22 protein-coding genes are annotated in these 24,826 nt (G+C 68.5%); 10 read left to right on the top strand and 12 right to left on the bottom strand.

Annotation, left to right across the window (positions count from 1 at the left end; all coding sequences use genetic code 11):
• On the top strand, nucleotides 1–1,005 hold the full coding sequence (locus LCL87_RS15110; protein WP_225020981.1) for an amidohydrolase family protein: 1,005 nt from the start codon (nucleotides 1–3) through the stop codon (nucleotides 1,003–1,005).
• A gap of 166 nt (nucleotides 1,006–1,171) precedes the next feature.
• Nucleotides 1,172–2,515 (top strand): MFS transporter, encoded by a 1,344-nt coding sequence (locus LCL87_RS15105; protein WP_225020979.1) that lies wholly within the window; start codon nucleotides 1,172–1,174, stop codon nucleotides 2,513–2,515.
• A 62-nt stretch (nucleotides 2,516–2,577) separates the two neighbouring features.
• On the opposite strand, the gene LCL87_RS15100 is transcribed toward LCL87_RS15105, so the two are convergent.
• The 4 genes from LCL87_RS15100 to LCL87_RS15085 all read right to left on the bottom strand — a co-directional run bounded on the left by LCL87_RS15100 (nucleotide 2,578) and on the right by LCL87_RS15085 (nucleotide 5,788).
• A complete protein-coding gene (locus LCL87_RS15100; RefSeq protein ID WP_225020977.1) occupies nucleotides 2,578–3,510 on the bottom strand; it encodes a LysR substrate-binding domain-containing protein in 933 nt (310 codons plus the stop codon).
• Between the two features lie 106 nt (nucleotides 3,511–3,616).
• The gene (locus tag LCL87_RS15095) at nucleotides 3,617–4,474 is read right to left on the bottom strand and encodes an alpha/beta hydrolase (protein WP_225020975.1); all 858 of its coding nucleotides are present in this window, start codon (nucleotides 4,472–4,474) and stop codon (nucleotides 3,617–3,619) included.
• Between the two features lie 159 nt (nucleotides 4,475–4,633).
• Nucleotides 4,634–5,308 carry a Crp/Fnr family transcriptional regulator gene (locus LCL87_RS15090; protein WP_225020973.1) on the bottom strand — a complete coding sequence of 225 codons (675 nt, stop codon included), beginning with the start codon at nucleotides 5,306–5,308 and terminating at the stop codon, nucleotides 4,634–4,636.
• A 210-nt stretch (nucleotides 5,309–5,518) separates the two neighbouring features.
• Nucleotides 5,519–5,788, bottom strand: a complete 270-nt coding sequence (locus tag LCL87_RS15085; RefSeq protein WP_225020971.1) for a hypothetical protein — start codon at nucleotides 5,786–5,788, stop codon at nucleotides 5,519–5,521.
• A 175-nt stretch (nucleotides 5,789–5,963) separates the two neighbouring features.
• Here LCL87_RS15085 and nth point away from each other — a divergent pair, with 175 nt between their 5' ends.
• Genes nth through marP form a run of 4 tightly spaced genes read left to right on the top strand, consistent with a single transcriptional unit; the run spans nucleotide 5,964 to nucleotide 9,275 of the window.
• On the top strand, nucleotides 5,964–6,644 hold the full coding sequence (nth, locus tag LCL87_RS15080) for an endonuclease III (protein ID WP_225021564.1): 681 nt from the start codon (nucleotides 5,964–5,966) through the stop codon (nucleotides 6,642–6,644).
• Between the two features lie 5 nt (nucleotides 6,645–6,649).
• Entirely contained in the window at nucleotides 6,650–7,318 is a 669-nt protein-coding gene (locus LCL87_RS15075; protein ID WP_225020969.1) for a TlpA disulfide reductase family protein, read from the top strand.
• A complete protein-coding gene (locus LCL87_RS15070; RefSeq protein ID WP_225020967.1) occupies nucleotides 7,315–8,088 on the top strand; it encodes an NUDIX hydrolase in 774 nt (257 codons plus the stop codon). Before LCL87_RS15075 ends, LCL87_RS15070 begins: the two co-directional genes overlap by 4 nt.
• Nucleotides 8,085–9,275, top strand: coding sequence for an acid resistance serine protease MarP (gene marP / locus LCL87_RS15065; protein ID WP_225020965.1), 1,191 nt, complete (start codon nucleotides 8,085–8,087; stop codon nucleotides 9,273–9,275). The genes LCL87_RS15070 and marP overlap by 4 nt, the downstream gene beginning before the upstream one ends.
• Nucleotides 9,276–9,302: 27 nt before the next feature.
• Here marP and LCL87_RS15060 read toward each other — a convergent pair whose 3' ends face one another.
• The gene (locus tag LCL87_RS15060) at nucleotides 9,303–9,968 is read right to left on the bottom strand and encodes a response regulator transcription factor (RefSeq protein ID WP_225020963.1); all 666 of its coding nucleotides are present in this window, start codon (nucleotides 9,966–9,968) and stop codon (nucleotides 9,303–9,305) included.
• 16 nt (nucleotides 9,969–9,984) lie between these two features.
• Entirely contained in the window at nucleotides 9,985–11,226 is a 1,242-nt protein-coding gene (locus LCL87_RS25900; protein ID WP_225020961.1) for a histidine kinase, read from the bottom strand.
• 159 nt (nucleotides 11,227–11,385) lie between these two features.
• Between LCL87_RS25900 and LCL87_RS15050 the strand changes: the two genes are divergently transcribed.
• Complete coding sequence (locus LCL87_RS15050; protein WP_225020959.1) at nucleotides 11,386–12,591, top strand: alpha/beta hydrolase; 1,206 nt, start codon at nucleotides 11,386–11,388, stop codon at nucleotides 12,589–12,591.
• A gap of 15 nt (nucleotides 12,592–12,606) precedes the next feature.
• Here the strand turns inward: LCL87_RS15050 and LCL87_RS15045 are convergent, their stop codons facing one another.
• The 3 genes from LCL87_RS15045 to nhaA are packed head-to-tail and all read right to left on the bottom strand — an operon-like array spanning nucleotide 12,607 to nucleotide 15,353.
• Nucleotides 12,607–13,542, bottom strand: a complete 936-nt coding sequence (locus LCL87_RS15045) for an alpha/beta hydrolase (RefSeq protein ID WP_225020957.1) — start codon at nucleotides 13,540–13,542, stop codon at nucleotides 12,607–12,609.
• A 20-nt stretch (nucleotides 13,543–13,562) separates the two neighbouring features.
• The gene (locus LCL87_RS15040; protein ID WP_225020955.1) at nucleotides 13,563–14,087 is read right to left on the bottom strand and encodes a phage holin family protein; all 525 of its coding nucleotides are present in this window, start codon (nucleotides 14,085–14,087) and stop codon (nucleotides 13,563–13,565) included.
• Nucleotides 14,088–14,144: 57 nt separating this feature from the next.
• On the bottom strand, nucleotides 14,145–15,353 hold the full coding sequence (nhaA, locus tag LCL87_RS15035) for a Na+/H+ antiporter NhaA (protein WP_225020953.1): 1,209 nt from the start codon (nucleotides 15,351–15,353) through the stop codon (nucleotides 14,145–14,147).
• A 250-nt stretch (nucleotides 15,354–15,603) separates the two neighbouring features.
• Here nhaA and LCL87_RS15030 point away from each other — a divergent pair, with 250 nt between their 5' ends.
• On the top strand, nucleotides 15,604–16,992 hold the full coding sequence (locus LCL87_RS15030; protein WP_225021562.1) for an MFS transporter: 1,389 nt from the start codon (nucleotides 15,604–15,606) through the stop codon (nucleotides 16,990–16,992).
• Between the two features lie 214 nt (nucleotides 16,993–17,206).
• Nucleotides 17,207–17,947: a CLIPPER-2 domain-containing protein gene (locus LCL87_RS15025; RefSeq protein WP_225020951.1), complete on the top strand. Its 741-nt coding sequence runs from the start codon at nucleotides 17,207–17,209 to the stop codon at nucleotides 17,945–17,947.
• A gap of 88 nt (nucleotides 17,948–18,035) precedes the next feature.
• On the opposite strand, the gene LCL87_RS15020 is transcribed toward LCL87_RS15025, so the two are convergent.
• The 3 genes from LCL87_RS15020 to acs all read right to left on the bottom strand — a co-directional run bounded on the left by LCL87_RS15020 (nucleotide 18,036) and on the right by acs (nucleotide 22,931).
• Nucleotides 18,036–18,398, bottom strand: coding sequence for an OB-fold domain-containing protein (locus LCL87_RS15020; protein ID WP_225020949.1), 363 nt, complete (start codon nucleotides 18,396–18,398; stop codon nucleotides 18,036–18,038).
• Nucleotides 18,399–18,537: 139 nt separating this feature from the next.
• Complete coding sequence (locus LCL87_RS15015; RefSeq protein ID WP_225020947.1) at nucleotides 18,538–20,868, bottom strand: LuxR C-terminal-related transcriptional regulator; 2,331 nt, start codon at nucleotides 20,866–20,868, stop codon at nucleotides 18,538–18,540.
• Between the two features lie 134 nt (nucleotides 20,869–21,002).
• Nucleotides 21,003–22,931 carry an acetate--CoA ligase gene (acs, locus tag LCL87_RS15010; protein ID WP_225020945.1) on the bottom strand — a complete coding sequence of 643 codons (1,929 nt, stop codon included), beginning with the start codon at nucleotides 22,929–22,931 and terminating at the stop codon, nucleotides 21,003–21,005.
• Between the two features lie 303 nt (nucleotides 22,932–23,234).
• Here acs and LCL87_RS15005 point away from each other — a divergent pair, with 303 nt between their 5' ends.
• Entirely contained in the window at nucleotides 23,235–24,824 is a 1,590-nt protein-coding gene (locus LCL87_RS15005) for a peptide ABC transporter substrate-binding protein (RefSeq protein WP_510850777.1), read from the top strand.
• Nucleotides 24,825–24,826: the final 2 nt, after the last annotated feature.

The raw sequence follows: 24,826 nt of genomic DNA, 5'->3' as shown, positions 1-24,826 counted from the left end.
GTGAGCGGCATCATCGACATCCACACCCACTACGTCCCCAAGGGGTGGCCCGACCTCACCGCGGACGCCGGTCCGGACGCCCCGTGGCTACGGGTCGAGAGCGAGTCGGAGGCCGTCATCATGATGGGCTCCAAGGAGTTCCGGCGCATCCAGGCCGACGCCTGGGATGCCGGGACGAGACTGCGGGACATGGATGCCGACGGTGTCCGGACCCAGGTGGTCTCGCCCACGCCGGCGTTCTTCAACTACGGGCGCACCGGGGAGCAGGCCGAGCGGATCTCCCGCATCTTCAACGACCTCGCACTCGACATCGTCGCCCCGGCCCCGGACCGGCTGATCCCGTTCTGTCAGGTGCCGCTGCAGGACGCCGACGCGGCCTGCCGTGAGGTGGAACGCTGTGTCGCCAACGGGCACCGCGGCGTCGAGATCGGCAACCACGTGGGCGACCGCGACCTCGACAGCGAGGGCGTCGTGACGTTCCTGCAGCACTGCGCGTCGCTCGACGTCCCGGTGTTCGTGCATCCGTGGGACATGGACTCGTCGCCGCGCCTGGATCGGTGGATGGCGCAGTGGCTCACCGCGATGCCGGCCGAGACCCACCTGTCGATCCTGGCGCTGATCCTCGGTGGTGTCTTCGACCGCATCGACGACCGGCTGAAGATCGGGTTCGCCCACGGCGGTGGATCGTTCGCGTTCTGGCTCGGGCGGATGGAGAACGCCTGGCACCGTCGCAACGACATCATCGGCACGTCCGAGATGCCGCCGTCGCACTACCTCGGCCGGTTCTACGTGGACTCGGTGGTGTTCGACGACCGTGCGCTGCGCCTGCTGGTCGACACCGTCGGTGTGGACCGAGTCATGGTGGGCAGCGACTATCCGTACCCGCTGGGGGAGCGGCCGGTGGGGGAGGTCGTGCGCAAGAGTGAGTTCCTGGACGAGGTCTCGCGGGACCTGATCCAGCGCGGCAATGCCGAGCGGTTCCTCGGGCTCTCCGACATCGCCTGAGGCATAGCCAAATTGAGATACCCGGCGGCCGATTCGGCATTTGTGAGTCATGTCTCACGCGTGCAGAATCTTTCGTACGAGGCCGAAAAGGCCGCCGGATTCCTTTGGCGAAGAACGGATCTCGGATATCCGACCGCCTCCCCTCGACACCCGATAGGTATCTGCGATGACCGACAGTACGACACGAGGGCGGGGCCCCGCCCCCGCCCCGGCCGCGCGCAGCCGCGTCGCCATGGCGACCCTGGCCGGCACCACCCTCGAGTGGTACGACTTCTTCCTCTACGGCACTGCCGCCGCCCTGATCTTCAACAAGCAGTTCTTCCCGAGCCTGAGTCCTACGGCCGGTACGCTCGCCGCGTTCAGTACGTTCGCAGTCGGGTTCATCGCCCGTCCGCTCGGCGGCCTGGTGTTCGGGCACTACGGAGACCGGATCGGCCGCAAGGCGACGCTCGTGGTCTCGCTCGTCATGATGGGCATCGGCTCGACCTTGATCGGCCTCATCCCCAACTACGACGCGATCGGAGTGTGGGCCCCGATCCTGCTCGTGGCGATGCGCGTCGTGCAGGGCATCGGACTCGGCGGTGAGGGTGCCGGAGCGACACTGATGTCGATGGAGCACGCCCCCGCCGGGAAGAAGAATCTCTATGCCGGCTTCCCCCAGATGGGCACGCCGGCCGGGCTGGTGCTCGCGAACGGCATCTTCCTGACCACCAGTTCGGTGATGTCGGACAGCGCGTTCTCCTCGTGGGGCTGGCGGATCCCGTTCCTGCTCAGCTTCGTTCTCGTCGCAATCGGTCTCGTCATCCGTCTGCGGGTCACCGAATCCCCGTCGTTCACCGGGATCGTCGAGAACAACGAGGTGTCGAAGTTCCCGCTGCGTGAGTCGTTGAAGGTCGGCTTCCCGCGCCTGTCGCTCACCCTGCTCGCGGTTCTCGCGAACTCTGCGGTCGCGTACGCCTTCATGGTGTTCTCGCTGTCCTACGGCAGTCAGCACCTCGGCTTCGACAAGCAGTTCCTGATCCTGTGCGTGACGGCCGCCGCCGTGCTGTGGTTCGCGTCGATTCCGGTGTGGACCAGGGTGGCCGACAAGCACGGTCGCCGCACGATGTTCATCGCGGGCTCGGCGGCGATCCTGGCGTGGTGCATCGTGTTCTTCCCGCTGCTCAACACCGAGAACTCGGTGATCGCCGTGATCGCGTTCCTCGGTATGGGTCTGATCGTCCCGGTCACGCACTGCGTGCAGGGCAGCATCATCGCCGACACGTTCCCCGCGAAGGTGCGCTACTCGGGTTCGTCGCTGATCCTGCAGAGCGGCGCGATCCTGGGCGGCGGTCTCGCGCCGATGATCGCCACCGCGCTGCTGGACGCCACCGGATCGTCCGCCGGCGTCACGTGGTACCTCGCGACCGTCTGCGCGATCAGCCTGGTCGGTGCGATCGCCCTGTTCCGGGTCGTGCCGGACTCCTCGCGGGGCCTGCAGCACGACGAACCTGCGGTCGTTCCCGCCTGATCCCGTCGGGGGAACCGGAGCCGTCCACCTTCTCGGTGGGCGGCTCCGACTCGTTCTCCGTGTCAGGCTCGGGCCGGTGCGATCTCGGCCGCGAACTCGGCAAGGAAGTCCACCAGTGCGGAGGCCGACGGGCTCAGGGTGCGTCCGGCCGACAGTGTGATGCCGACGCTGTGGCCGATCGGATCCAGCGTGATCGGCAGGGTGGTGAGCCGAACGTCGTCGCGGGGGATGAGGCTGGGGAGGACCGCGACCATGTCGGTCTCGATCAGTAGCTGACGCACCGTGAGGAACGACGTGGCCTCCACCCGGTTCTCGGGCAGCGCGAGGCTGTTGCGGGCGAAGAACTCCTCGAGTTCGCGGCGCAGTGCCGTCTCCACGCCCGGCAGGATCCAGGGGTACTGCGTGAGATCGCTCAGCTGGATCTCGCTCCGGCCGGCCAGGGGGTGGCCCCGACGCGTCACGAGCTCGACCGATTCGGCGTACAACGTGCGGCGCACGGCCATCTCGTCGGTGGGGGACGTGAGCCGGCCGACGATGAGATCGATACGCCCGGACTGCAGTTCGGTCAGCAGCATCTCCGGGGTGCCCTCGCGGACCACCACTGTCAGAAGTGGGCGCTCCTTCTTCAGCCGGGCGATCGCGCCGGGCAGGAGCACATTCGAACCCGCGAGATGTGTTCCCACGACCACGGTTCCACGGTCGGCGTCCGCGAGCTCGACGACATGCCGACCGGCCTGCGTCAGCTGCGCGATCACCGCGCGGGCATGCGCGGTGAACGCCTCCCCGAAGATCGTCGGAGTGATGCCGCGAGGCCCCCGGTCGTACAGGGAGACACCGAGAATGGACTCGATGTCGTGCAGGCTCCGTGTCGCGACCGGCTGGGTGACATGCAGGGCCGCGGCCGCGGCGACGACGCTGCCCTGACTGGTCAGTGCGTCGACGAGGAGAAGGTGGCGGAGCTTGAGGCGCCCGTCCAGCAGTTTGGGCATGTCCATGGGGGAATCCTAGCGACGACCCTGTCCCGCGTATACCGTCAGCGATTTGGTGGTTGCGATGCGCAACTGTATTGCGGTGAAGCAGCTTTCGCGTGCCGCCATCGTGTCAGGACGGGTCGCCGAGACCGGCGAACAACCCCAGTAGCGCGCGACTGAGCGCGGAGTCCGGTTCGGTGAGATCGAGGAAGATGTCGTAGTGGTTGCGGTCGGGGACGACCAGTAGTTCGCTCTCCGACCGGCGTGCCCACGCGCTGTGGAACATCCGGCTCTGCTCGAGGAAACCGACGCCGTCGTGCTCCGCGACCGCGATCACCGCGCGCGGGCCCACACGATCGGTCTGCAGCATCGGGCTCAGGGCGCTCGCACGGGTGTCGTCCAGGCTCAGCCACTCGTTGGCGAACGAGTTCACGAGCGGGCGGATGTCGAACAGTCCACTGATCGGCATCGCGGCGCGCACGACGTCGTCGGGCAGTCCGAAATCGGCCTGCCACCCGGACACCATCGTGGTGGCGGTCAGGTGACCGCCCGCGGAGCTGCCCCCCACCACGATCCGGTCCCGGTCGAGTCCGTGCTCGGCACCGTGGTGGTACACCCAGGCGACCGCCGCCCGGACCTGCCGGACGATCTCCTCGAGCGGCGTGTGGGGTGCCAGTCCGTAGTCGACCGCGACGGTGGCGATCCCGGCGTCGTCGAGCATGCGCGCCATGAACGCGGTGTGGTGCCGCGACAGCGCCCGCCAGTACCCGCCGTGGACGGCCACGAACACCGGACGCAGTCCCGGTCCGGTTCCCCAGACGTCGAGGCGTTCGGTGCTGTCGGGATCGAAGCGAAGATCGGCGAATCCGTCGAGTCCGTCGACGGTCTCCCGCGAGCGCCGTCGATACTCCTCGACGGTCGCGTCGAACAGTTGGGGGGAGACGGTGTTGCGGACGTTGTAGTCCGCGTCGATCTGCGGGTCGGTCACCGTCCCATCCTCGGGCGCGTGCGAATGCCTGTCGAATGCGAAATCGGACTCGAGATATGTCCGTACTGCTATATCGGACACGGCCGGGAACAGCGAAGCCGCCCTGTCCCGCGTGGGACAGGGCGGCTTCGATTGTTCAGGTGCCGACGCCGGAGGCGATCAGCGAGCGCGACGCGCCAGACGCTCCGAGTCGGAGATCAGGACGCTCTTGCCCTCGAGTCGCAGCCAGCCGCGGTGCGCGAAGTCGGCCAGGGCCTTGTTCACGGTCTCGCGGGACGCGCCGACGAGCTGGGCGATCTCTTCCTGCGTCAGGTCGTGCGTGACGCGGAGCGAGCCGGCCTCCTGGGTGCCGAAGCGCTGGGCGAGCTGCAGCAGCGCCTTCGCGACACGACCGGGGACGTCGGTGAAGATCAGGTCCGCGAGGTTGTTGTTGGTACGACGCAGACGACGTGCGAGGACGCGCAGCAGCTGCTCCGCGATCTCCGGACGCTGGTCGATCCACGACTTGAGGGCGTCCCGGTCCATGCTCACGGCGCGGACCTCGGTGACGGTGGTCGCGGTCGAGGTGCGGGGACCCGGATCGAAGATGGAGAGTTCGCCGAACATGTCCGACGGACCCATGATCGTCAGCAGGTTCTCGCGGCCGTCCGGCGAGCGGCGGCCGAGCTTCACCTTGCCGGAAACGATGATGTACAGCCGGTCACCGGGCTCATTCTCGTTGAAGATGACGTGCCCGCGCGGGAAATCGACGGGCTGAAGCTGCTTGACCAGTGCAGCCACCGCCGAGGGCTCGACTCCTTGGAAGATGCCGGCTCTGGCCAGGACCTCGTCCACGTGCGCTCCTTTGGGAAAAACTGTTCATCGATGCAAGTTGCTGCACATGACGGAGGTCTCATGCAACGAGTACGCACACAAAGTCTACTTGCCGCGCCTGTGTGACGAGTCACGGACACCACGTAGAGTTTCACAACTTTGCGGAAGATGCCCGATTCGGAGTGTCGGGACAACATGATTCGGGTCGGCCGCATCTCGGCCGGTGTCGTTTCAGCTCGCCCGGCGGGCGGTCCTGTCGGCATCGTCCGAATCGTCGGCCTCGCCGCGGCCACTGCGCCGACGGCGGTTGAAACGGGCCAGGGCGTGCGGGAAGCCCTCGGACGCGAGCGTCGCCACCTCCGACTGGCTCGCCTGGTCGAGGAACTCCTCGACCTCCTGTTCGCGGACCGTGAGTCGACGGAGCCGGAACTCGACGCGCTCCATGGCCAGAGCGAACAGCATCAGCAGCACAGGAAACAGCACCACAGCCAGACCTTGCATATGCGGAAGTAAACACAACGAAGGTCTCAGAAGCGACACGGTCCGGAATCCGATCGGCTGCTGAGTCCGTAGAGTTGTCGGGGTGCATGCGACCTCGGCCGGTGGCCCGAAATCGGACGTAGAACCCGTCACGTCGGGTGAGTCCCGGCTGGCCTTGGTGCGCCGGGCCCGGCGCATGAACCGCCGCCTGAAGGTGGCATTCCCGCACGTCTACTGCGAGCTGGATTTCACCACGCCGCTCGAGCTGACGGTGGCGACGATCCTGTCGGCGCAGTGCACGGATGTGCGGGTCAACCAGGTAACTCCCGCTCTCTTCGCGCACTACCCCGACGCCCGCGCGTACGCCGAGGCCGATCGTGTGGAACTCGAGGAGTACATCCGGTCGACCGGTTTCTACCGGAACAAGGCGAACTCGATCATCGGCCTCGGACAGGCGCTTCTCGAGCGCTACGACGGCGAGGTTCCCGACAAGTTGAAGGACCTCGTGACGCTGCCGGGTATCGGCCGCAAGACCGCGAACGTCGTCCTCGGTAATGCGTTCGGCGTGCCCGGAATCACAGTCGACACTCACTTCGGTCGGCTCGTCCGACGCTGGAAGTGGACCGAGGAGACGGACCCGGTCAAGGTCGAGCACGCGGTCGGCGCACTCATCGAACGCAAGGAGTGGACCGACCTCTCGCATCGCGTGATCTTCCACGGTCGTCGGGTCTGTCACGCGCGCAAGCCGGCGTGCGGGGTGTGCGTACTGGCCAAGGACTGCCCGTCCTACGGCACCGGGCCCACCGACAAGGCCGCGGCGGCCGCGCTCGTGAAGGGCCCCGAGACCGAGCACCTTCTCGAACTGGCAGGTATGTGAGCGGTATGCGGATGTCGAGTGCAGCGCGGTGGAGTCTGGTCGCGCTCGTGGTGGTGGCGGCCCTGATCGTGGCCATCTGGCCACGCGGCGGCGACGAGGCGGCCGACGTCGGGGGCTATCCCGGCGCGGACCGTTCGGGTTCGCAGCAGGAGCGGCGGGCCGCCGACACCCCGGAGTCGCTGGCCGCGGCCCGGGCCGACGCGGAGTTGGCGCCGTGCCCCGCACCGGGCGGTCCCGCTCCCGTGGGGTCGGTGCTCGACGGCATCACCCTCGAATGTGTCGGCGACGGCAGTCGCGTCGACCTCGCGGCGTCGCTGGCCGGCAAGCCGGTCCTGCTCAACCTGTGGGCCTACTGGTGTGGGCCGTGCCGGGAGGAACTGCCGTATCTGCAGCAGTACGCGGATCGGGCGGGCAGCGCGGTTACCGTACTCACGGTGCACACCGATCCCAACGAGGCGAACGCCCTCGCGCGCCTCGCCGAGTACGACGTCCACCTGCCCGGCGTCCAGGACGGGTCGGCGCGCGTGCAGGCCGCCGTCGGATCGCCCGCGGTGTTGCCGGTGTCGGTGCTGATCCGCCCCGACGGATCCGTCGCGAAGATCCTGCCGCAGCCGTTCCGTAGCGTCGACGAGATCGCCGACGTCGTCCAGCAGTACCTCGGCGTCGCCGCATGAGCTTCCGATCGCACCCGTCCTTGAATCCCGCGGCCGCGCCCGAGTGGTTGCGCGGTGTCACACACACCCCGCCCGCGGACCCCAATCGCGTCAACCCGGTGCTGAACCGGCGTGCGCCCGACGGCGCCGCCGTGCGGCCCGCGGCGGTGCTGGTGCTGTTCGGTGGATCGCCCGAATCCGACCCCCTCGCCGTCGGCGGCCTGCCCGCCGACGCCGACGTGCTGCTGACACAGCGGGCGTCGACGATGCGTCAGCACAGCGGTCAGGTGGCCTTCCCCGGCGGCGCGGCCGACCCGGAGGACGACGGCCCGGTCGACACGGCCCTGCGTGAGGCGGAGGAGGAGACCGGGCTCGTGCGCGCCGGCGTGCAACCGCTCGTGACGCTGCCGGAGCTGTTCATCCCGCCGTCCGGGTTCGACGTCACCCCCGTGCTCGCCTACTGGCGGGATCCCAGCCCGGTCGGCGTCGTCGACGCGGCCGAGGCCGAACGTGTGGTGCGGGTGCCGGTGCGGGATCTGATCGACCCCGACAACCGGTTCCAGGTCCGGCACCGCGCCGGCTATCAGGGCCCGGCGTTCGAGGTGGACGGCATGCTCGTGTGGGGCTTCACCGCCGGCGTGCTCGCGGGACTGCTCACGGTGTCCGGCTGGGAGATCGAGTGGGATCACCACGACGTGCGTGACCTCGACGCGACGCTCACCCGGGTCGCGACCGGGATGGACGAGAACGACGGAAACTTCGGGCAGCAGGCTCGGAAGGGGGAGCGTTGAGCGGATCCGGATGGATCGACCTGGCGGTGATCCTGATCGCGCTGCTGGCCGCGTCGTCGGGCTGGCGGCAGGGTGCGGTCGCGTCGGCGCTCGCGTTCCTCGGCGTCGTGCTCGGTGCGGTCGCCGGCATCCTCATCGCCCCGCACGTCCTCGTCCACGTCGACGAGGGGCGGGCCCGGGTGCTCGCCGGCATCGCGCTGATCGTCGTCCTCGTCGTGATCGGTGAGGTCGCCGGCATGGTGTTGGGCCGGGCCGCCCGTAGCGGCATGCACAGCCCCGTCGCGCGATCGGTGGACAGCGTCGTCGGCGCGGGTCTGCAGCTGACGGCCGTCCTGGTCGCGGCGTGGCTGCTCGCGATCCCGCTGGCCACGTCGACTCAGGCCAACGTGGCCACCGCGGTGCGCGGGTCGAAGGTGCTCAGCACCGTCGACGACGTCGCCCCGAACTGGCTGCGCAACGTGCCGAGCGAGTTCTCGGCCCTGCTCGACACCTCCGGTCTGCCGGACGTCATCGGCCCGTTCGGCCGGACCCCCATCACGAACGTGGAACCGCCCGACGCCAGCGTGCTCGCGAGCCCGGTGGCGCAGCAGCTGCAGTCGAGTGTCCTGCGGATCCGTGGCGCGGCGCCGAGCTGCCAGAAGGCCCTCGAGGGATCCGGCTTCGTCGTCGGTCCCGAACGGGTCATGACCAACGCGCACGTCGTGGCGGGCACGTCGTCGGTCACCGTCGACACGGCGGCGGGACCGCTCGACGCACGTGTCGTCCTGTTCGATCCGGCGGTGGACGTCGCGGTGCTCGACGTTCCCGGGCTCACCGCCGCCCCGCTGCAGTTCGCGCCCGAGAAGGCGCGCACCGGTGACAGCGCGATCGTGCTGGGCTACCCGGGCGGAGGACCGTACACGGCCAGCGCCGCCCGCATCCGCGAGGTCCTCGACCTGCGCGGCCCGGACATCTACCGCTCCGGCAACGTCGAGCGCGAGGTGTACACGGTGCGCGGGTCGATCCGTCAGGGCAACTCGGGCGGACCGCTCGTCGACGAGCAGGGACGTGTCCTCGGCGTCGTGTTCGGTGCCGCCGTCGACGACAGCGACACCGGATTCGTCCTCACCGCGGACGAGGTGTCGCGCCAGCTCGAGCAGGCCGGTCAGTCGCGCGCCGCTGTGGGTACGGGCGTCTGCATCGCCTGATCGAGGCGGGGCCGGGAGTTCGGTCTCCTAGTCCTTGGGGCGGACGAGTCTGGACTCGTAGGCGTAGATGGCGGCTTGGGTGCGGTCCCGGAGCTGCAGCTTGCCGAGGATCCTGCCGACGTGGGTTTTGACGGTTTCGTCCGAGACGAAGAGCTTCGAGGCGATCTCACTGTTGGACAGTCCGCTCGCGATGAGGACGAGGACCTCCGACTCGCGGGCGGTGAGGGTGTGTACCCGTGCGGAGTCGTCGGCGGTGTCGCGAGGTTCCAGGCGGCAGAACTCGGTGATCAGTCGTCTGGTCAGGTCCGGTGAGAGCAGCGCGTCTCCCCGCGCGACGGTCCGGACGGCGTCGGCAAGGTCGGCAGCGGACGCTTCCTTGAGCAGGAATCCGGATGCGCCCGCCCGCAGTGCCTGGTAGACGTACTCGTCGAGGTCGAAGGTGGTGAGCACCAGGACGTGGGGAGCCGGGCCGCCCGCGGCGACGATCCGGCGGGTGGCCTCGATTCCGTCGAGGAACGGCATCCGGATGTCCATCAACACGACGTCCGGCCCGAGTTCCGACGTCAAGGCGACGGCCTCGGCCCCGTTGCCCGCGGTGGCGATCACCTCGATGTCCGGCGTTGCGCCCAGCAGAACCGAGAAGCCGTCGCGAACCATTGCCTGATCGTCGGCGATGATGACCCGGATGCTCATGCTCTGAGATTGTCGTTCACGACGTCGCCGGGCGAGTGGGCAGCTCGGCCTGGACCTCGAATCCGCCGGACTGCGTGGGACCCGCGGTCAGGTGACCTCCGAGCATCACCGCGCGTTCGCGCATGCCGATCAGCCCGTGGCCGCCGGTGGGGGACATGTCGTTCGCTCGTGTGGGCTGCGGCGGCGCTTCGTTGGACACGCACAGCCTGACCGACTCCCCGGTGTGGACGAGTTCGACGCGGGTGGCTGCCCCTGACGCGTGGCGCACCACGTTGCTCGAGGATTCCTGCAGAATTCGGTACAACGCCAGCTGAACCCCGTCGGGGAGGGTGTCCAGAGGGCCGCGTCGATCGAGGGTGACGGTGACGCCGGCCGCGCGCATCGAATCGACCAGTGCCGGTATGTCGCTCAACGACGGCTGGGGCGTTGTCGGCGCTGCACCGTCCGGCGTCGGCCGGAGCACCCCGAGGAGGGCCCGTAGCTCGGCGAGACCGTCGAGTGCCGTCTCCCGAATCTGCCGGAACTGGTTCACGAGCTCGTCCGGGGGGTTCTCGACCCGGTACGGCGCCGCCTGCGCCTGGATGGAGATCACCGACATGTGGTGCGCGATCACGTCGTGGAGTTCCCGAGCGATCGCCGAGCGCTCCTCGAGAACGGTTCGTTGGGCCCTCTCGCGGGCGTTCAGTTCCATCTGGGCGGCCAGATTCGCCCGGTCGGTCCGCCACCCGTGCGCCAGGATGCCGAGGGCGACCGCACACGCGAACTCCGTGGCCGCGGCCGCCACGACGAGCCAGGACCCGATCTGCATCCCGACCAGTTCGAGCACCACCGCGACCGCGACACTCACCACTGCCGCAACGAGGGCGGTGGCCGTCCGGACCCGGAAGGCCAGCAACGCCAGGACGATCGCGTGGACCAGCCACATCCACTGCTGGTTGTCGTAGCTCGGTGGATGGGCGACAGCCTGCACGACGACGAACCCCAGCGAGATCCACCAGGCCGGTACCGGCCACCTCAACGCCACGACGATCGTCGCCGCGTGCGCCGTCGCCAGCGCCGTCGCGGTGTCGTCCGCGCCGGTCATCGACAGCAGAACGGCGAGGACGACGAGGAGTACGTGCGGTAGCCACCGCAGTGCGCGTGGCCACGAGAGGCCGGGCAGCGGCATCGGTTCGAGCGTGAAGAGTTCACCGGAACCGGCCCGGACCGCGTCGATCAGGCTCGATCCGGACGGCTTCGGGTGCGGTGCGGCTTCCACGTCGTCGATTGTCGACCACCCTGTGCGCGGTCGCGTCCCCCGTGAGAGCTACCCGGGAAGTTGGCTCCCGCGGGGGAGGTGGATGCCCGACCCCGCGGGCGACAGTGAAGGGGTCGATCGACCCCGACATTTCTCACACCCACAGGAGCGGAAACCACGATGCCGACGGACTCACCCGGCCTACCCATTCGCATCTCACGCACAGTCGCGGCGACCGCGGCGACGATCATCGCCGTGCTGCTCGCAATCGTCATGATCGGCGCCTACTTCCCGTCGATCCCGAAGGTGGGCTTGTTCGGCCCCGTCCTCGGTGGCCAGTACCCGTTCCACATGGCACTCTTCGCGCTGTGCGGGACCGTCCTCGCACTGCTCGCCTGGCGCGCCGGACTCCGCCGATGGGGCGCCGCTATCACCGCGATCGGTTCCCTGGCACTCGTTGCCGCGCTGGGGATCGGCGGCACTCAGATCGCCGCGGCGGCCGGAGCCGGCACCGACATCTCGCTCCGCGATGTCGGCACGCAACTTGCGTACCCGGGAACCACACCCGACGCGACACGTACCTACACCGTCCGTGACGGCGAACCTCTCGATGTCGACGTGTACCTGCCCGAGGGCCACGACCCGGCCGCTCCGTCGGCCGAGAAGATCCCGGCGGTGATCCTCGCGCATGCCGGCGGGTTCCACACGTTCGACAAGGCGGACCTGCGGGGGACGGGGCGCTGGCTCGCCGACCGCGGCGTCGCGGTGTTCGCCGTCCAGTACCGGCTCGCCACGGAGGACCGCCCCACTTGGGACGCGGCGCCGCAGGACCTGGTCACGTCGCTGCGCTGGGTACGTGACCACGCCGGTGAGTACGGACTCGACCCGGATCGGATCGCCCTGGGCGGAATGTCGGCCGGCGGCACCCTCGCAATGAACACGGCCTACCGTCTGCAGAACGGAACTCTGACCGCCACCGACGGCGGCCCGACGCCACCCGCACCGGCGTCGGTCGTCGGCTTCTATCCCGGCACCGACGTCTCCCAGATGTGGGAGCAGAACATTCTCGGCAGCCGCAACGCCGCGGAACTGTTCACCGGTGGCACCCCGGATCAATTTCCCGATCGCTACGCAGAGGTTTCACCGCTCGGAGCCGTCGGTCCGGGCCTACCGCCCACCCTGCTCGTAGTCGGCGACCGCGACCACAGCGCGACACCGGCCTCCGTCCGCCAACTCCACGACGAGCTCCGCGCCGACGGCGTCGACTCCACTCTCGAGGTGCTCCCCTTCGCCGATCACGCGTTCGACGACGCGTTCGGCAGCATCCCCGCACAGCACAGTCGGCAGATCCTGCTCGACTTCCTGACCTCCGAGAGGAACAACTGATGCGCTGCTGGTGTGTCAGCGGGAGGCGAGGGCGAAGCGCAGCAGCTCGGCCGTCACCTCGGCCGGTGCCTCCTGGTGCGCGAAGTGGCCGACGTCGGGGATCGAGTGCAGCTGCTGACCGGGTGCGTGCCGGGTGGACCGCTCGACGGTGCGCTTCAGCACGTACGGATCGAGGTCGCCGTGCATCTGTAGGACGGGGATCCGCAGCGTGTGGTCCATCGCGGTCATGAACCGGTGGCCGTCGGGGCGGAACTGGCTGCGGAACGCCCAGCGCTGGTACTCGAGCGCGGAGTGGGCGACGCCCGGAATCCGGATCGCGGACCGCAGGCGGCCCACCACCTCGGGGAACTCGTCGGACTGCGCCCAGGCCGGCCCGGACCGGGCTCGCAGCAGACGTTCGACCTCGGCGCCCTCGGATCGCAGCAGACGCCGTTCGGGGCGCCACGGCACCTGGTACCGGAGGAACGTCGGGAGCAGCGCCGACCGCTGCCCGCGGTCGCGCAGGACGGCGTCCTTGAGTGCGATCGGGTGCGGCGAACTGACGAGGCCGATGGAACGCACCAGCCGCGGGTGCAGGAGCGCGGTGGCCCAGCAGACCAGTCCGCCGTCGGCGTGTCCGATGAGCGTCGCGTCGGTGTGGCCCATCGCGCGGATCAGGCCGGCGATGTCACCGGCCAGCGTCCAGCCGTCGTAGCCGCGGGGCGGGGTGTCGGTGTCGCCGTAGCCGCGCAGGTCGACCGCGACCGTTCGGAATCCTGCGTCGGCCAGTGCGGTCAGCTGGTGGCGCCACGTCCACCAGAAGTCGGCGAAGCCGTGCAGGAGCACGACGAGTGGGGCGTCGGGGTGGGACGGTCCGGCCTCGGCGGCGTGGATACGGATGCCGTTGGCGTGGATGTCCCGATGGGTCCACGGTCCGTCGAAACGGACCGTGGACGGATCTGGCTGTGTCACTGATGGGGCCACGGCGGCGATCAGCCGGCGGTGCCCGTTCCGGTGCCCAGCGGAGAGCCTGCCTCCGGACGCTGACCGGGCAGCACCGTGGCGGCCTGCTTGAGGGAATCGATCGTCTTGTTCGGCGCGCGGAGCTTGCGAACCCGCAGGTAGCCGAGCAGGGCGAGGACGCCCGTGACGACGACCATCAGGGCGAACACGATCAGGAACGAGGCCCACCGGTCCAGCCACACGCTGAGCAGTTCGGCGAGGAAGAAGAAGAAGAAGAACGAGCTGAACACCAGGACGGCGAGCGCGAGGATGAAGAAGAGGCTGCCCTGCAGGCCCTTCTTGACCTCGCTGGTCACCTCGGCCTTCGCCAGTTCCACCTCGGCGCGGAAGAGCGTGGAGACCTGGGCGGTCGCGTCGCGCACCAGGGTGCCGATCGAGGCCGTCTCCGGGTTGTGCGGATCGGTCAGGGGGATCGAGGAGATCGTCGTCGGGACCCCGTCGCCGGTGGCCCGGCTGCCGTTTCCGGTGACTCCACTGCCGTTGGTGACACTCACTTCTCGACCCCTCCAGGTAGCTCTGACGCGCTGGTAGCTGTGATGTGCAAGTCGACCTCACACATCGGTGGCAGCGGCGCGAGCCTGATGAACCCGTCCGCGCCGCAACAGTAGCGCCGATCCGATCAGTGACGCAGCCAACGACGTCATGAGCACCGCGGCCTTCGCGATGTCCGCTTCGCTGCCGTCGCCGACACCCGCGAGAGCGAGATCGGCCACAAGAAGGCTAACCGTGAACCCGATGGCGCCGAGCACCGACAGGGCGAACATGTCGCGGAAGCCGAGCGAGCGGGGCTTGGTGGCGATGCCGAGACGGATCGCCAGCCACGAGATCCCGAAGATTCCGACGGTCTTGCCGACCAGCAGACCGAGGATGATCGCGAGCGAGATCCGGTCGGTGAACAGCGCGCCGAGCACCTCCCCGTTGATCGGGACTCCCGACGCGAACAGGGCGAACAGTGGCACACAGACGGCCGCGGACCACGGCTGCAGACGGTGCTCGAGCCGGGCCGCGGGCGAGAACTGCTCGTCGGGATCGGTGCGGACCCGGGTGAGCAGCCCCAGCGCCACGCCCGCGAGCGTCGCGTGGATGCCGGCCTCGTGGACGCTGTACCAGGTCAGCAGCGCGAGCGGGACGTACAGGAACGGCGTCGTGATCCGGCGGTGCTGCGCGTACCAGTAGACGACCATGCACGCGACCGCGGTGAGGATCCACAGCATCGCGATCGATCCGGTGAACAGCACCGCGATGAGGATGATCGCGAGCAGGTCGTCGACCACCGCGAGGCTGAGCAGGAAGACGCGGGCGCTCGCCGGGATACGGGAACCGGTCAGGGCGAGGACACCGAGTGCGAACGCGATGTCGGTGGCGACGGGAATCGCCCAGCCGCGGTCCATGCCGGGCGCGCCGGCGCCGACGGCGGCCGCGATGATCGCGGGCAGCAACACACCGCCGCACGCGGCGATGATCGGCAGCGCGGCTTTCTTCCGGTCGGCGAGTTCGCCGACGACGAGTTCGCGTTTGAGCTCGAGGCCCGCGACGAAGAAGAAGATCGCGAGGAGACCGTCCTGCGCCCACGTGCCGAGCGACAGGTTCAGGTGGATCGCGCTGGGGCCGATCTGCCAGTCCCGCAGCGAGGTGTAGGCGTCGGCGAGGGGAGAGTTTGCCCACAGGACCGCGACCGCGGCGGCGATCAGGAGGATTGATCCGCCGACCGTCTCCGTGCGGAGATAGCGGCCGAGTTCGGAGCGTGCGGCAGAAATCAAGGAAAGCCTCTCACCAGGGGTTTCGACGGGTACGGCAGAACATCGCCGACCAGACTTCCCGGCACACCTCCATAGATCTTAACGTGTTCTTTGCAACCGATCAGTCCGATAGCGCGTGGTTGCGACGCATCCGGGTGAAGTGTTCAATTCCTAAGGTTTGGGATGAACTTCCACTCAGTGGAAGCGTCCGCAGGGGCCCGCGGGGTCCGTCGGGGACACAGGTGCAGGAGAAATTCACGTGAGCAAGGGTGTGGAGTCCGCCGAGCGCGGACACGGTGACTTATCGGCGTCGGCCGACGACGGGACGGTGGCCGGTGTGCCCCGTAGCCGCATCGTCGTGGCCAGCATGGTCGGCACGTCGATCGAGTTCTACGACTTCTACATCTATGCGACGGCCGCGGTATCGGTCTTCCCGCACCTGTTCTTCCCCAAGGGCAACGACACGACGGCGCTGCTCGCGTCGTTCGCGACGTTCGGTCTCGCGTTCGTCGCCCGTCCGCTCGGCTCGATCGTCTTCGGCCATTTCGGTGACCGGATCGGCCGCAAGGCCACGCTCGTCGGTTCGCTGCTCACGATGGGCGTGGCGACGTTCCTCATCGGTCTGCTGCCGACCTATGCCGCGGTGGGGCTGTGGGCGCCCGCGCTGCTGGCGCTGATGCGGTTCTGCCAGGGTCTCGGCCTCGGCGGCGAGTGGTCCGGTGCGGCGCTGCTCGCGACCGAGACCGCGAAGAGCGGCAAGCGCGCGTGGGCGGCGATGTGGCCGCAGTTGGGCGCCCCCATCGGCTTCTTCTTCGCCAACGGCCTGTTCCTGCTCCTCACGCTGGCGCTCGGCTACACCAGCAGTTCGAACCCGGACCTCGACAGCGCGTTCCTCACGTGGGGCTGGCGCATTCCGTTCCTGCTCAGCGCGGTGATGGTGATGATCGGCCTGTACGTCCGTCTCAAGCTCGAGGAGACGCCGGTGTTCGCGCGCGCCGTCGCGAACGGCGAGAAGGTCAAGACCCCGCTCAAGCAGGTCTTCAAGACCAGTTGGCGTCAGCTGATCATCGGCACGTTCGTGATGCTCGCGACGTACACGCTCTTCTACATCATGACGACGTGGGTGCTGAGCTACGGCACCGGCAAGACCGCCGCCGACGGCGGTTACGGCGCGGGCTTCCAGTACCGGGACTTCCTCGTCCTGCAGCTGGTGGCAGTGCTGTTCTTCGCGGCGACCATCCCGGTGGCCGGTTGGCTGGCCGACCGCTACGGCCGGCGCATCACGCTGCTCGTCATCACCGCCGCGATGATGGTCTTCGGCCTGACGTTCGGGCTCCTGCTCGCGGCCGAGGGCATGACCGACACCCGGATGCTGGTGTTCCTGGTCATCGGCATGGTGTTGATGGGGCTCACGTTCGGCCCGATGAGCGCCGTTCTGCCGGAATTGTTCCCGACCAATGTCCGCTACACGGGTTCGGGCATCGCCTACAACACCGCGAGCATCCTGGGCGCGGCCGTCGCGCCGTTCATCGCGACGTGGCTGGCCGAGACCTACGGCGTCGGTTGGGTGGGCATCTACCTGCTGATCGCGTCGGCCCTGACGTTCGTGTCGCTGCTGGTCATGCGCGAAACCAAGGACGACTCGCTCGACGAGGTCTGACGGTCGACCTCCGACGGGCACGTCTACGCGCTGGTGCGGGGACGTGCCCGTTTTCGTCAACTGTGCGTGGTTTCCCGGGATTCCGAAAACCGCTCGTCAGTTTCGTTCGCGAGCATTGATGGCGAATATCCAGTATCTTCCGAAACGCTTGTAATACGCGGCACCTGAGTTCGAACCCGATTTGTCCTGTAAATGGCGAAAAGGAGTTTCCAGAGTGCGTAATTTCGGTGCAGCTTTCCGAATTCTGGTCATCGCGGTGCTCACTGCCCTGGTCGCGCTGACGACGGTGATCGCCGGGCCGACCAGCGTCGCTCAGCCTCCCGCAGGTGAACTCACGCTGCAGAAAACGGCCGCGCCGAGCTTCGGCGTCGCATCGGGCGACACGGTCACCTACACCTTCGCGGTGAGCAATACCGGCACGACGACGGTCTCCGAGATCACCGTGGTGGAAACTGCATTCACGGGTTCGGGCGGACCGCCCGAGGTGTCCTGTGACGAGGACACTCTCGAACCGACGCAGTCGACGACCTGTGTCGCTACGTACGACGTGACCGACGAGGACCAGGCCGCCTGTGTCATCACCAACACGGCCCAGGCCACCGGCGTCGATCCCGCCGACGTCGTATCGGCGCCCGACTCCGCGCAGGTTCTCACGGACTGCGGTGCCGACTTTGCCGGAAGCGCCTTCCTGCCGGCGGCACTGGGATCGGCGGGGGAAGGCGGATTGTTCGCTCTGGGGCCGTTGGCCGTGGGGTCCCTGGGGCTGGGCTCGTTGGGTTTGCTGGGCGGGTTGGGCGGCCTGATCGGCGTGGCTCTCACCACTCCGTACCAGCCGGCCCCGGTGGCTCAGTGCCTGAACGCGCCTTTCCAGAACGTGCCGTTCCCGTACGTTCCGATGCTGACCTCGCCGTGCCCCGGCGAACCGAACGGCGGTCAGAACCCCGAGGGACCCTGACCGAAGCGCCGGACCCGCAAAGCTCGAGACAGACGAGTGGCCCGGGACGTGAAGTCCCGGGCCACTCGTCTGCGTCGAGGTCTCGTCGCTACTGGCGGACGAACAGCGGATACCGCTCGCCGGCGATCATTCGGTCGTAGCGAACCCGGGCGCGCTTCTCGCTCTCGTCGAGTGCTCCCTCGATCCAGGCGTACGCCCACGGCCCTTCGTCGAGCGCGACGATCGCGATCGTGTACGGGGTGAAGTCGGTGCAGGTCCGGCTGGGCGAGATCTCGATGACGGTCCACGAGACGATCGATCCGTTGCCGGCGGACGGTGCGCGGCTGATCTCGGTGCCGCGGCACGACGAGCAGACCGCCGCGTCGGGGGCGAGCAGGGCGTCGCAGCTGTCGCAGCGGCCGATGGTGAAGCTGTCCACATCGGTGGTGGTGCGGGTCAGTTGATCGTGCATCGGGATACCTCGACTTCGTGAAGCTTGGGATGTCCGACTCCCACAGTTCCAAGAGACGCGCAAGGCCACGACGGTAGAAGTACCCGTGCACATACCTGTTTCCCGCGGGGCGGGTACCCGTATGCGGTGAAACCGCAGCTCAGGCGGAGTCGCTTTCGACCCCGCGCCCCTGTTCGACGACCCAAGCGGCGATCTGGGTCCGCGAGTTGAACCCGAGTTTCGCGAGGGCATGCTCGACATGGCCCTGGACGGTGCGCTGAGAGATCACCAGTTTTTCCGCGATCGCCTTGTTCGTCAGGCCCTGAGCCACCAGTTCGGCGACCTCCTGCTCGCGTGGCGTCAGATCGGTCGCGGAGCGCTCGGCCGACTCCTCCTCGGGCAGCCGGTCGTCGACGGCGAAGTCGACGACCTCGTCGAGTGTCAGCTCGCATCCCTGGCGTACGGCGGTGTCGAAGGCGCGGTCGCCCAGGGCGCGCTCGCACCGGTCGCGGGCCTCGTCGCGGTTGAAACGGAGCGCGGGAATCACGACGCCCGGATTGCCGGCGGCGGACCAGAGGGTGTCGGCGGCGCCCAGCAGAATCGCGGACCGCTGGAACTGGGCGGTCGCGGCCGCGGTCCACGCGAGGGCCTCCACAGAGATCGCGGTGCCGAGGAGGTCGTCCACCTCGCCGCTCAGCGCCGCCGCCTGGGCGAAGTGCGGGCGTGCCGCGTCGGGGTCGTCCTGCCACAGGGCGAGTCCCCTCATGCAGAGGGCGTACGAGCGGTAGATCGACTCGCCGTGGGCGCGGGTGATCTCGAGTACTTCGTCGGTGTACTCCGCGGTCTGCTCGCGCTCGCGAAGGACCGCCGTGGCCGTTGCGAGGCCGAGGACCGTGGAGACGTGGCGCAACGTGTTCTGTCCGGCGCGAACGGCATCGACGATGCTTCCGAGCAGTCGGATCGCCTCGTCAGGGTTGCCGGCGTAGATCTGGACATGTCCGGCGGCATGGGTAGCGATGATCTCGGACTCGCGATCGTCGAGCCGGGTTGCAGCGACGAGTGCCTCGTCGACGAGCGCGTGGCCGACCGGGAGGTCGCCCTGGTTCGCGGCCAGGATCGCCGAGGCGGCCAGGGCCTTCACCCGCTCGCGTGTCGGCTCCCCGCCCTGCGCGGAGAGCACTCGTGCGAGCCAGAGGCGGCCCTCGTTGAGCAGTCCTCGTGAGATCCAGAAAATGTACAGAACATTTGCGATGCGCAGCCCGGTCTCGGCCTCACCCGGTTCGGTCAGGCAGTACTCGAGAGCGGCCGCCAGATTTGGACGTTCGCGCTCGATCCGGGTGATCCACGAGGGCTGGTCCGGCCCGATCCATTCGGCCTCGGCGCGGTCCAGCAGCGCCAGGTACCAGTCCCGGTGGCGTCTGCTCAGATCGGGGAACTCACCGGACTCGTGCAACCGCTCGAGTCCGTACTCGCGGAGGTTGTCGAGCAGTCGATAGCGCACCACGCCGGAGTGCTCCTCGCGGATGAGGATCGACTTGTCGACGAGTGAGGCCACGACGTCGAGGAGGTCGTGCGACGTGTGCTCGCCCGCTACGATCGCTTCCGCCGCGTCGAGTTCGAACCCGCGGGTGAACACCGACAGCCGGCGCCACAGTTCCCGCTCGTCCGGGTTGCACAGTTCGTGGCTCCAGTCGATGCTCATCCGCAGCGTCTGCTGGCGATCGGGCGCGGAGCGGCTGCCGCCCGTGAGCAGGCGGAACCGGTCGGTCAACCGTTCGAGGATCTGATCGACCGACATCGCCCGCAGCCGCGCCGCGGCGAGTTCGATCGGCAACGGGAGCCCGTCGAGTTCGGTGCAGATCGCGACGACGGATTCGCGGTTCTCGTCGGTCAGCTCGAACCCCGGTACGGCGGCGGCCGCGCGCTCGGCGAACAGGTTCACCGCCTCGTACTGGGCGAGTGCCCGCAGCGGTGTCGACTCGTCGGGTACGGGGACGGTCATCGGCGGGACGCGGAACACCATCTCGCCGCTGATCGCGAGGGGCTCGCGGCTGGTGGCGAGGATCCGCAGGTCGGGACTCGCCCGCAGTAGGGTCTCGGCGAGCTTCGCGACGTCGTCGATGAGGTGCTCGCAGTTGTCGAGGACGAGCAGCAGATTCCGGGAGGCCAGGTAGTCGGTGAGGATCTGCGTGGTCGGTACCGCTGCCTGCTCGCGCAATCCCAATGCCGCGGCGACGGACTCGGCGACCAGCTGCGGATCACGGCGCTCCCCGAATTCGACCAGCCAGACGCCGTCGGAGAACGATCGCTGCGAGTCGGCGGCCACGCGGAGTGCGAGACGGGTCTTGCCGACTCCGCCGATGCCGGTCAGGGTCACCAGTCGCGACGCACCCAGCGCCCGTCTCGTCTCGGCCACCTCGCGGCGCCGACCGATGAAACTGGTCAGATCGAGAGGCAGGTTGCCGACCTTGCCTCGTACGGCAGCTGCCATCCGCGACCTTCTTTCGGTCCCCTCAGGTCACGGTACGCCCGTCGACTCGCCACCGGCGTCCACCGGCACGAAGAAGCCGGGTGCCTCCGTGGACGGAGAACACCCGGCTTCTCGGCTGACCTACTTTGCCGGACCTACTTACCGCGAATCGCGTCGAACACCTTGGGGTCGACGAGGGTCGAGGTGTCGCCCAGGTCGCGGCCCTCGGCGACGTCGCGCAACAGGCGGCGCATGATCTTGCCGGAGCGGGTCTTGGGTAGTTCGGGCACGACGGTGATCTGCCGCGGCTTGGCGATCGGGGAGATCTCGGTGGAGACCTGCACGCGCAGCTCCGCGATCAGTGCCTCGCCAGTGTTGTCGGCGCCCTCACGGAGGATCACGAACGCGACGATGCCCTGGCCGGTCGTGTCGTCGGCGGCGCCGACGACGGCGGCCTCGGCGATCGACGGGTGCCCGACGAGCGCCGACTCCACCTCGGACGTGGAGATGCGGTGCCCGGAGACGTTCATGACGTCGTCGACGCGGCCGAGCACCCACAGCGCGCCGTCCTCGTCGTACTTGGCGCCGTCGCCGGCGAAGTACCAACCCTCCTGGGCGTACCGCGACCAGTAGGTGTCCTTGTAGCGCTCCATGTCGCCCCAGATGCCGCGCAGCATCGACGGCCACGGCTGGTCGAGGACCAGGTAGCCGCTGCCGCCCGCGCCGAGCTCGTGGGCCTCGTCGTCGACGATCTTCGCGGATATGCCGGGCAGCGGGGCCATCGCGGAACCGGGCTTGGTCGCGGTGATGCCGGGCAGTGGCGAGATCATGATCGCGCCGGTCTCGGTCTGCCACCACGTGTCGACGATCGGGGCGGTCCCGCCGCCGATGACGTCGCGGAACCAGCGCCACGCCTCCGGGTTGATGGGCTCGCCCACCGAGCCGAGCAGCCGGATCGACGACAGGTCGTGCGCGTCGGGGATCTCGCGGCCCCACTTCATGAACGTGCGCACCAGCGTCGGCGCGGTGTAGTAGATGGAGACGCCGTACTTCTCGATGATCTGGAAGTGGCGGTGCTCGTCGGGGGAGTTGGGGGTGCCCTCGTAGACGACCTGCGTGACGCCGTTGCTCAGCGGGCCGTACACGATGTAGCTGTGCCCGGTGACCCAGCCGATGTCGGCGGTGCACCAGTAGACGTCCTGTCCGGCCTTGTGGTCGAACACGTTGTGGTGCGTGTACGACGCCTGCGTCAGGTAGCCACCGGAGGTGTGGATGATGCCCTTCGGCTTACCGGTGGTGCCGGACGTGTAGAGGATGAACAGCGGGTGCTCGGCGTCGAACGGCTGCGCCTCGTGTGTGTCCGACGCCTTCTCGACGGTGTCGTGCCACCACAGGTCCCGGCCGGCGGTGATGTCGACGTCGATGCCGGTTCGCTTGACCACCAACACGTTCTGCACCGATGCCGCGCCGTCGACGGCCTCGTCGACGGCCGGCTTGAGCGGGGCGGCCTGGCCGCGGCGCCACTGCCCGTCGACGGTGACGACGAGCTTGGCGGCGGCATCGTCGATGCGGGAACGCAGCGCGGTCGCGGAGAATCCGGCGAACACGACCGAGTGGGTGAGGCCGAGCCGGGCGCACGCGAGCATCGTCACGATCGCCTCGGGAATCATCGGCATGTAGATCGCGACGCGATCACCGGCGACGAGGCCCAGCTCCGTGAAAGCGTTTGCCGCGCGGCTCACTTCGGCGAGGAGATCGTTGTAGGTGAGGTCGCGGCTGTCGCCGGGCTCGCCCTCGAAGTGGATCGCGACGCGGTCGCCGTTGCCGGCCAACACGTGCCGGTCGACGCAGTTGTATGCGACGTTCAGTTCGCCGCCGACGAACCACTTCGCGACGGGGGCGTCCGACCAGTCGAGGACCTCGGTCCACGGGGTCGACCAGTCCAGGCGCCGGGCCTGGGCGTCCCAGAAGGCGAGCCGGTCGCGGTCCGCCTCGGCCTGCAACTCGGGGCCCGCGTTGGCCGCGGCCGCGAATTCGGCACTGGGCGGGTACACCTCGGGTGCGTCGGTTGCACTGCTCGTCATCTCGGCTTGCCTTCTTTCCGGGTCGAAATCGACGGTTGTCGCACGTGTGAGGGTAGTCACACGTGACCGGGGTCGCACGGTTCCCTCCCGCGGAGCGGTCGCCGTGTGCGCCGATCGGTCGAAATGGTGCGACGGGCGGTCGCGGATCCGGCGCGACGTTGCGATCGGGCCTCGAACGGGTGCCGATCCGGTCGGCGGCCACGGGACGCCGACGAGCAGCGGATGCGCTGTCTATCGTCGCAGGAACCAACCGAGGGGTTCGGGAGGTGAGCGGTGTCCGTTCGGCGGAGCAGGGCGGCTGCGGTGACGTCGACACTTGTCGTGGTGCTGGTGTCGGCGTTGCTCGCGGCGTGCACCGGTCCGGCGGGGCCGAGCGCGCGCACGGTGTACGCGTGGAGCGGCGAACCGCAGAACCCGTTGGTGCCCACCGATACGGGCGAGAACACCGGTGGCCGGGTGCTCGACGCGCTCTTCGCGGGTCTGGTGTCGTACACCGCCGCCGGTGACGTCGAGAACGAGGTGGCGCGGTCGATCGAGACGGTCGACGGCCGGCGCTACACCGTGACGCTCGAGGACGGCTGGACTTTCACCGACGGAACCCCCGTCACGGCGCACTCGTTCGTCGATGCGTGGAACTACGGCGCGCTGTCCACCAATGCGCAACTGCAGTCGTCGTTCTTCGACCCGATCCAGGGCTACGACGAGGTGGCTGTCTCGAACCCGACGGCGACGACGATGTCCGGACTCGAGGTACTCGACGACCGGACGTTCACGATCACGCTGAAACAGCCGGAGGCGGCATTCCCGAAACGCCTCGGGTTCGCCGCCTACTACCCGCTGCCGCAGTCCGCGTACGCCGACATGGTCGCGTTCGGGCAGCACCCGATCGGCAACGGCCCGTACCGGTTCGCGAGCGACGACGCGTGGCAGCACAACGTGCGCATCGACCTGACGGTGAACCCCGACTACCGGGGCCCGCGGGCGGCACGGAACGAGGGGGTCACCTTCGTGATGTACAGCAGCCTCGACACCGCGTACACCGATCTGCTGTCGAACAACCTCGACGTCCTCGACGGCGTCCCGGCCAGTGCGTTGGACACGTTCGAGGAGGATCTGCCCGGCCGCACGGTGAACCAGCCGTCCGCGACGATCGAGACGTTCACCATCCCGGAACGGTTGCCGCACTTCGGCGGTGAGGAGGGTCGGCTGCGTCGGCAGGCGATCTCGCTGGCAATCGATCGCGAGCAGATAACCGAGCGACTGTTCGCGAGCACCCGTACCCCGGCGCGCGACTTCACGAGTCCGGCCGTCCCGGGCTGGACGCCGGATCTGCCGGGATCGGCGAACCTGGACTTCGCCCCCGACCGTGCACGCGCGTTGTGGGCGCAGGCCGACGCCCTCGCGCCGTGGAGTGGGACGTTCGCGATCGCCTACAACTCCGATGGCGGACACCAGGACTGGGTGGACGCGGTCTGCAACAGCATTCGCAACACGCTCGGCATCGACGCCCGGGGTGCGCCGTACCCGACGTTCGCGCAGTTGCGGACCGAGGCCACCGAGCGGACCATCCGGACCGCGTTCCGCTCGGGCTGGCAGGCCGATTATCCGCAGCAGTACGGGTTCCTGGCGCAGAACTACCAGACGGGAGGCAGTTCCAACGACGGCGAGTACTCCAACCCGGAGTTCGACGCGCTGCTGCGGGCGTCGGCCGGGGCGACCGATCCGGTCGAATCGCAGCGGCTGATCGACGGCGCGCAACAGATCCTGCTGCGCGACCTGCCGGCCGTCCCGAACTGGAATCGCAACGCGACCGGTGGCTGGTCCGAGTACGTGACCAACGTCCGGATCGGGTGGGACGGCGTGCCGCTCTACTACCTCGTCGAGAAGGAATAGTC

The sequence above is a fragment of the Prescottella equi genome (assembly GCF_020171745.1).
In the GTDB taxonomy this organism is placed as follows: Bacteria; Actinomycetota; Actinomycetes; order Mycobacteriales; family Mycobacteriaceae; genus Prescottella; species Prescottella equi_A.
Note: the sequence above shows the minus strand (reverse complement) of the source record. Positions and strands in the feature narration are given on the sequence as shown.

Excerpts from the sequence above, each read along its gene's own strand:
- LCL87_RS15075 (WP_225020969.1), top strand. The coding sequence starts at position 6,650 with ATGCGGATGTCGAGTGCAGCGCGGTGGAGTCTGGTCGCGCTCGTGGTG.
- LCL87_RS15060 (WP_225020963.1), bottom strand. The coding sequence starts at position 9,968 with ATGAGCATCCGGGTCATCATCGCCGACGATCAGGCAATGGTTCGCGAC.
- LCL87_RS15015 (WP_225020947.1), bottom strand. The coding sequence starts at position 20,868 with ATGGCAGCTGCCGTACGAGGCAAGGTCGGCAACCTGCCTCTCGATCTG.
- LCL87_RS15070 (WP_225020967.1), top strand. The coding sequence starts at position 7,315 with ATGAGCTTCCGATCGCACCCGTCCTTGAATCCCGCGGCCGCGCCCGAG.
- LCL87_RS15050 (WP_225020959.1), top strand. The coding sequence starts at position 11,386 with ATGCCGACGGACTCACCCGGCCTACCCATTCGCATCTCACGCACAGTC.
- acs (WP_225020945.1), bottom strand. The coding sequence starts at position 22,931 with ATGACGAGCAGTGCAACCGACGCACCCGAGGTGTACCCGCCCAGTGCC.
- LCL87_RS15105 (WP_225020979.1), top strand. The coding sequence starts at position 1,172 with ATGACCGACAGTACGACACGAGGGCGGGGCCCCGCCCCCGCCCCGGCC.
- LCL87_RS15020 (WP_225020949.1), bottom strand. The coding sequence starts at position 18,398 with ATGCACGATCAACTGACCCGCACCACCACCGATGTGGACAGCTTCACC.
- nth (WP_225021564.1), top strand. The coding sequence starts at position 5,964 with ATGAACCGCCGCCTGAAGGTGGCATTCCCGCACGTCTACTGCGAGCTG.
- LCL87_RS15085 (WP_225020971.1), bottom strand. The coding sequence starts at position 5,788 with ATGCAAGGTCTGGCTGTGGTGCTGTTTCCTGTGCTGCTGATGCTGTTC.
- LCL87_RS15100 (WP_225020977.1), bottom strand. The coding sequence starts at position 3,510 with ATGGACATGCCCAAACTGCTGGACGGGCGCCTCAAGCTCCGCCACCTT.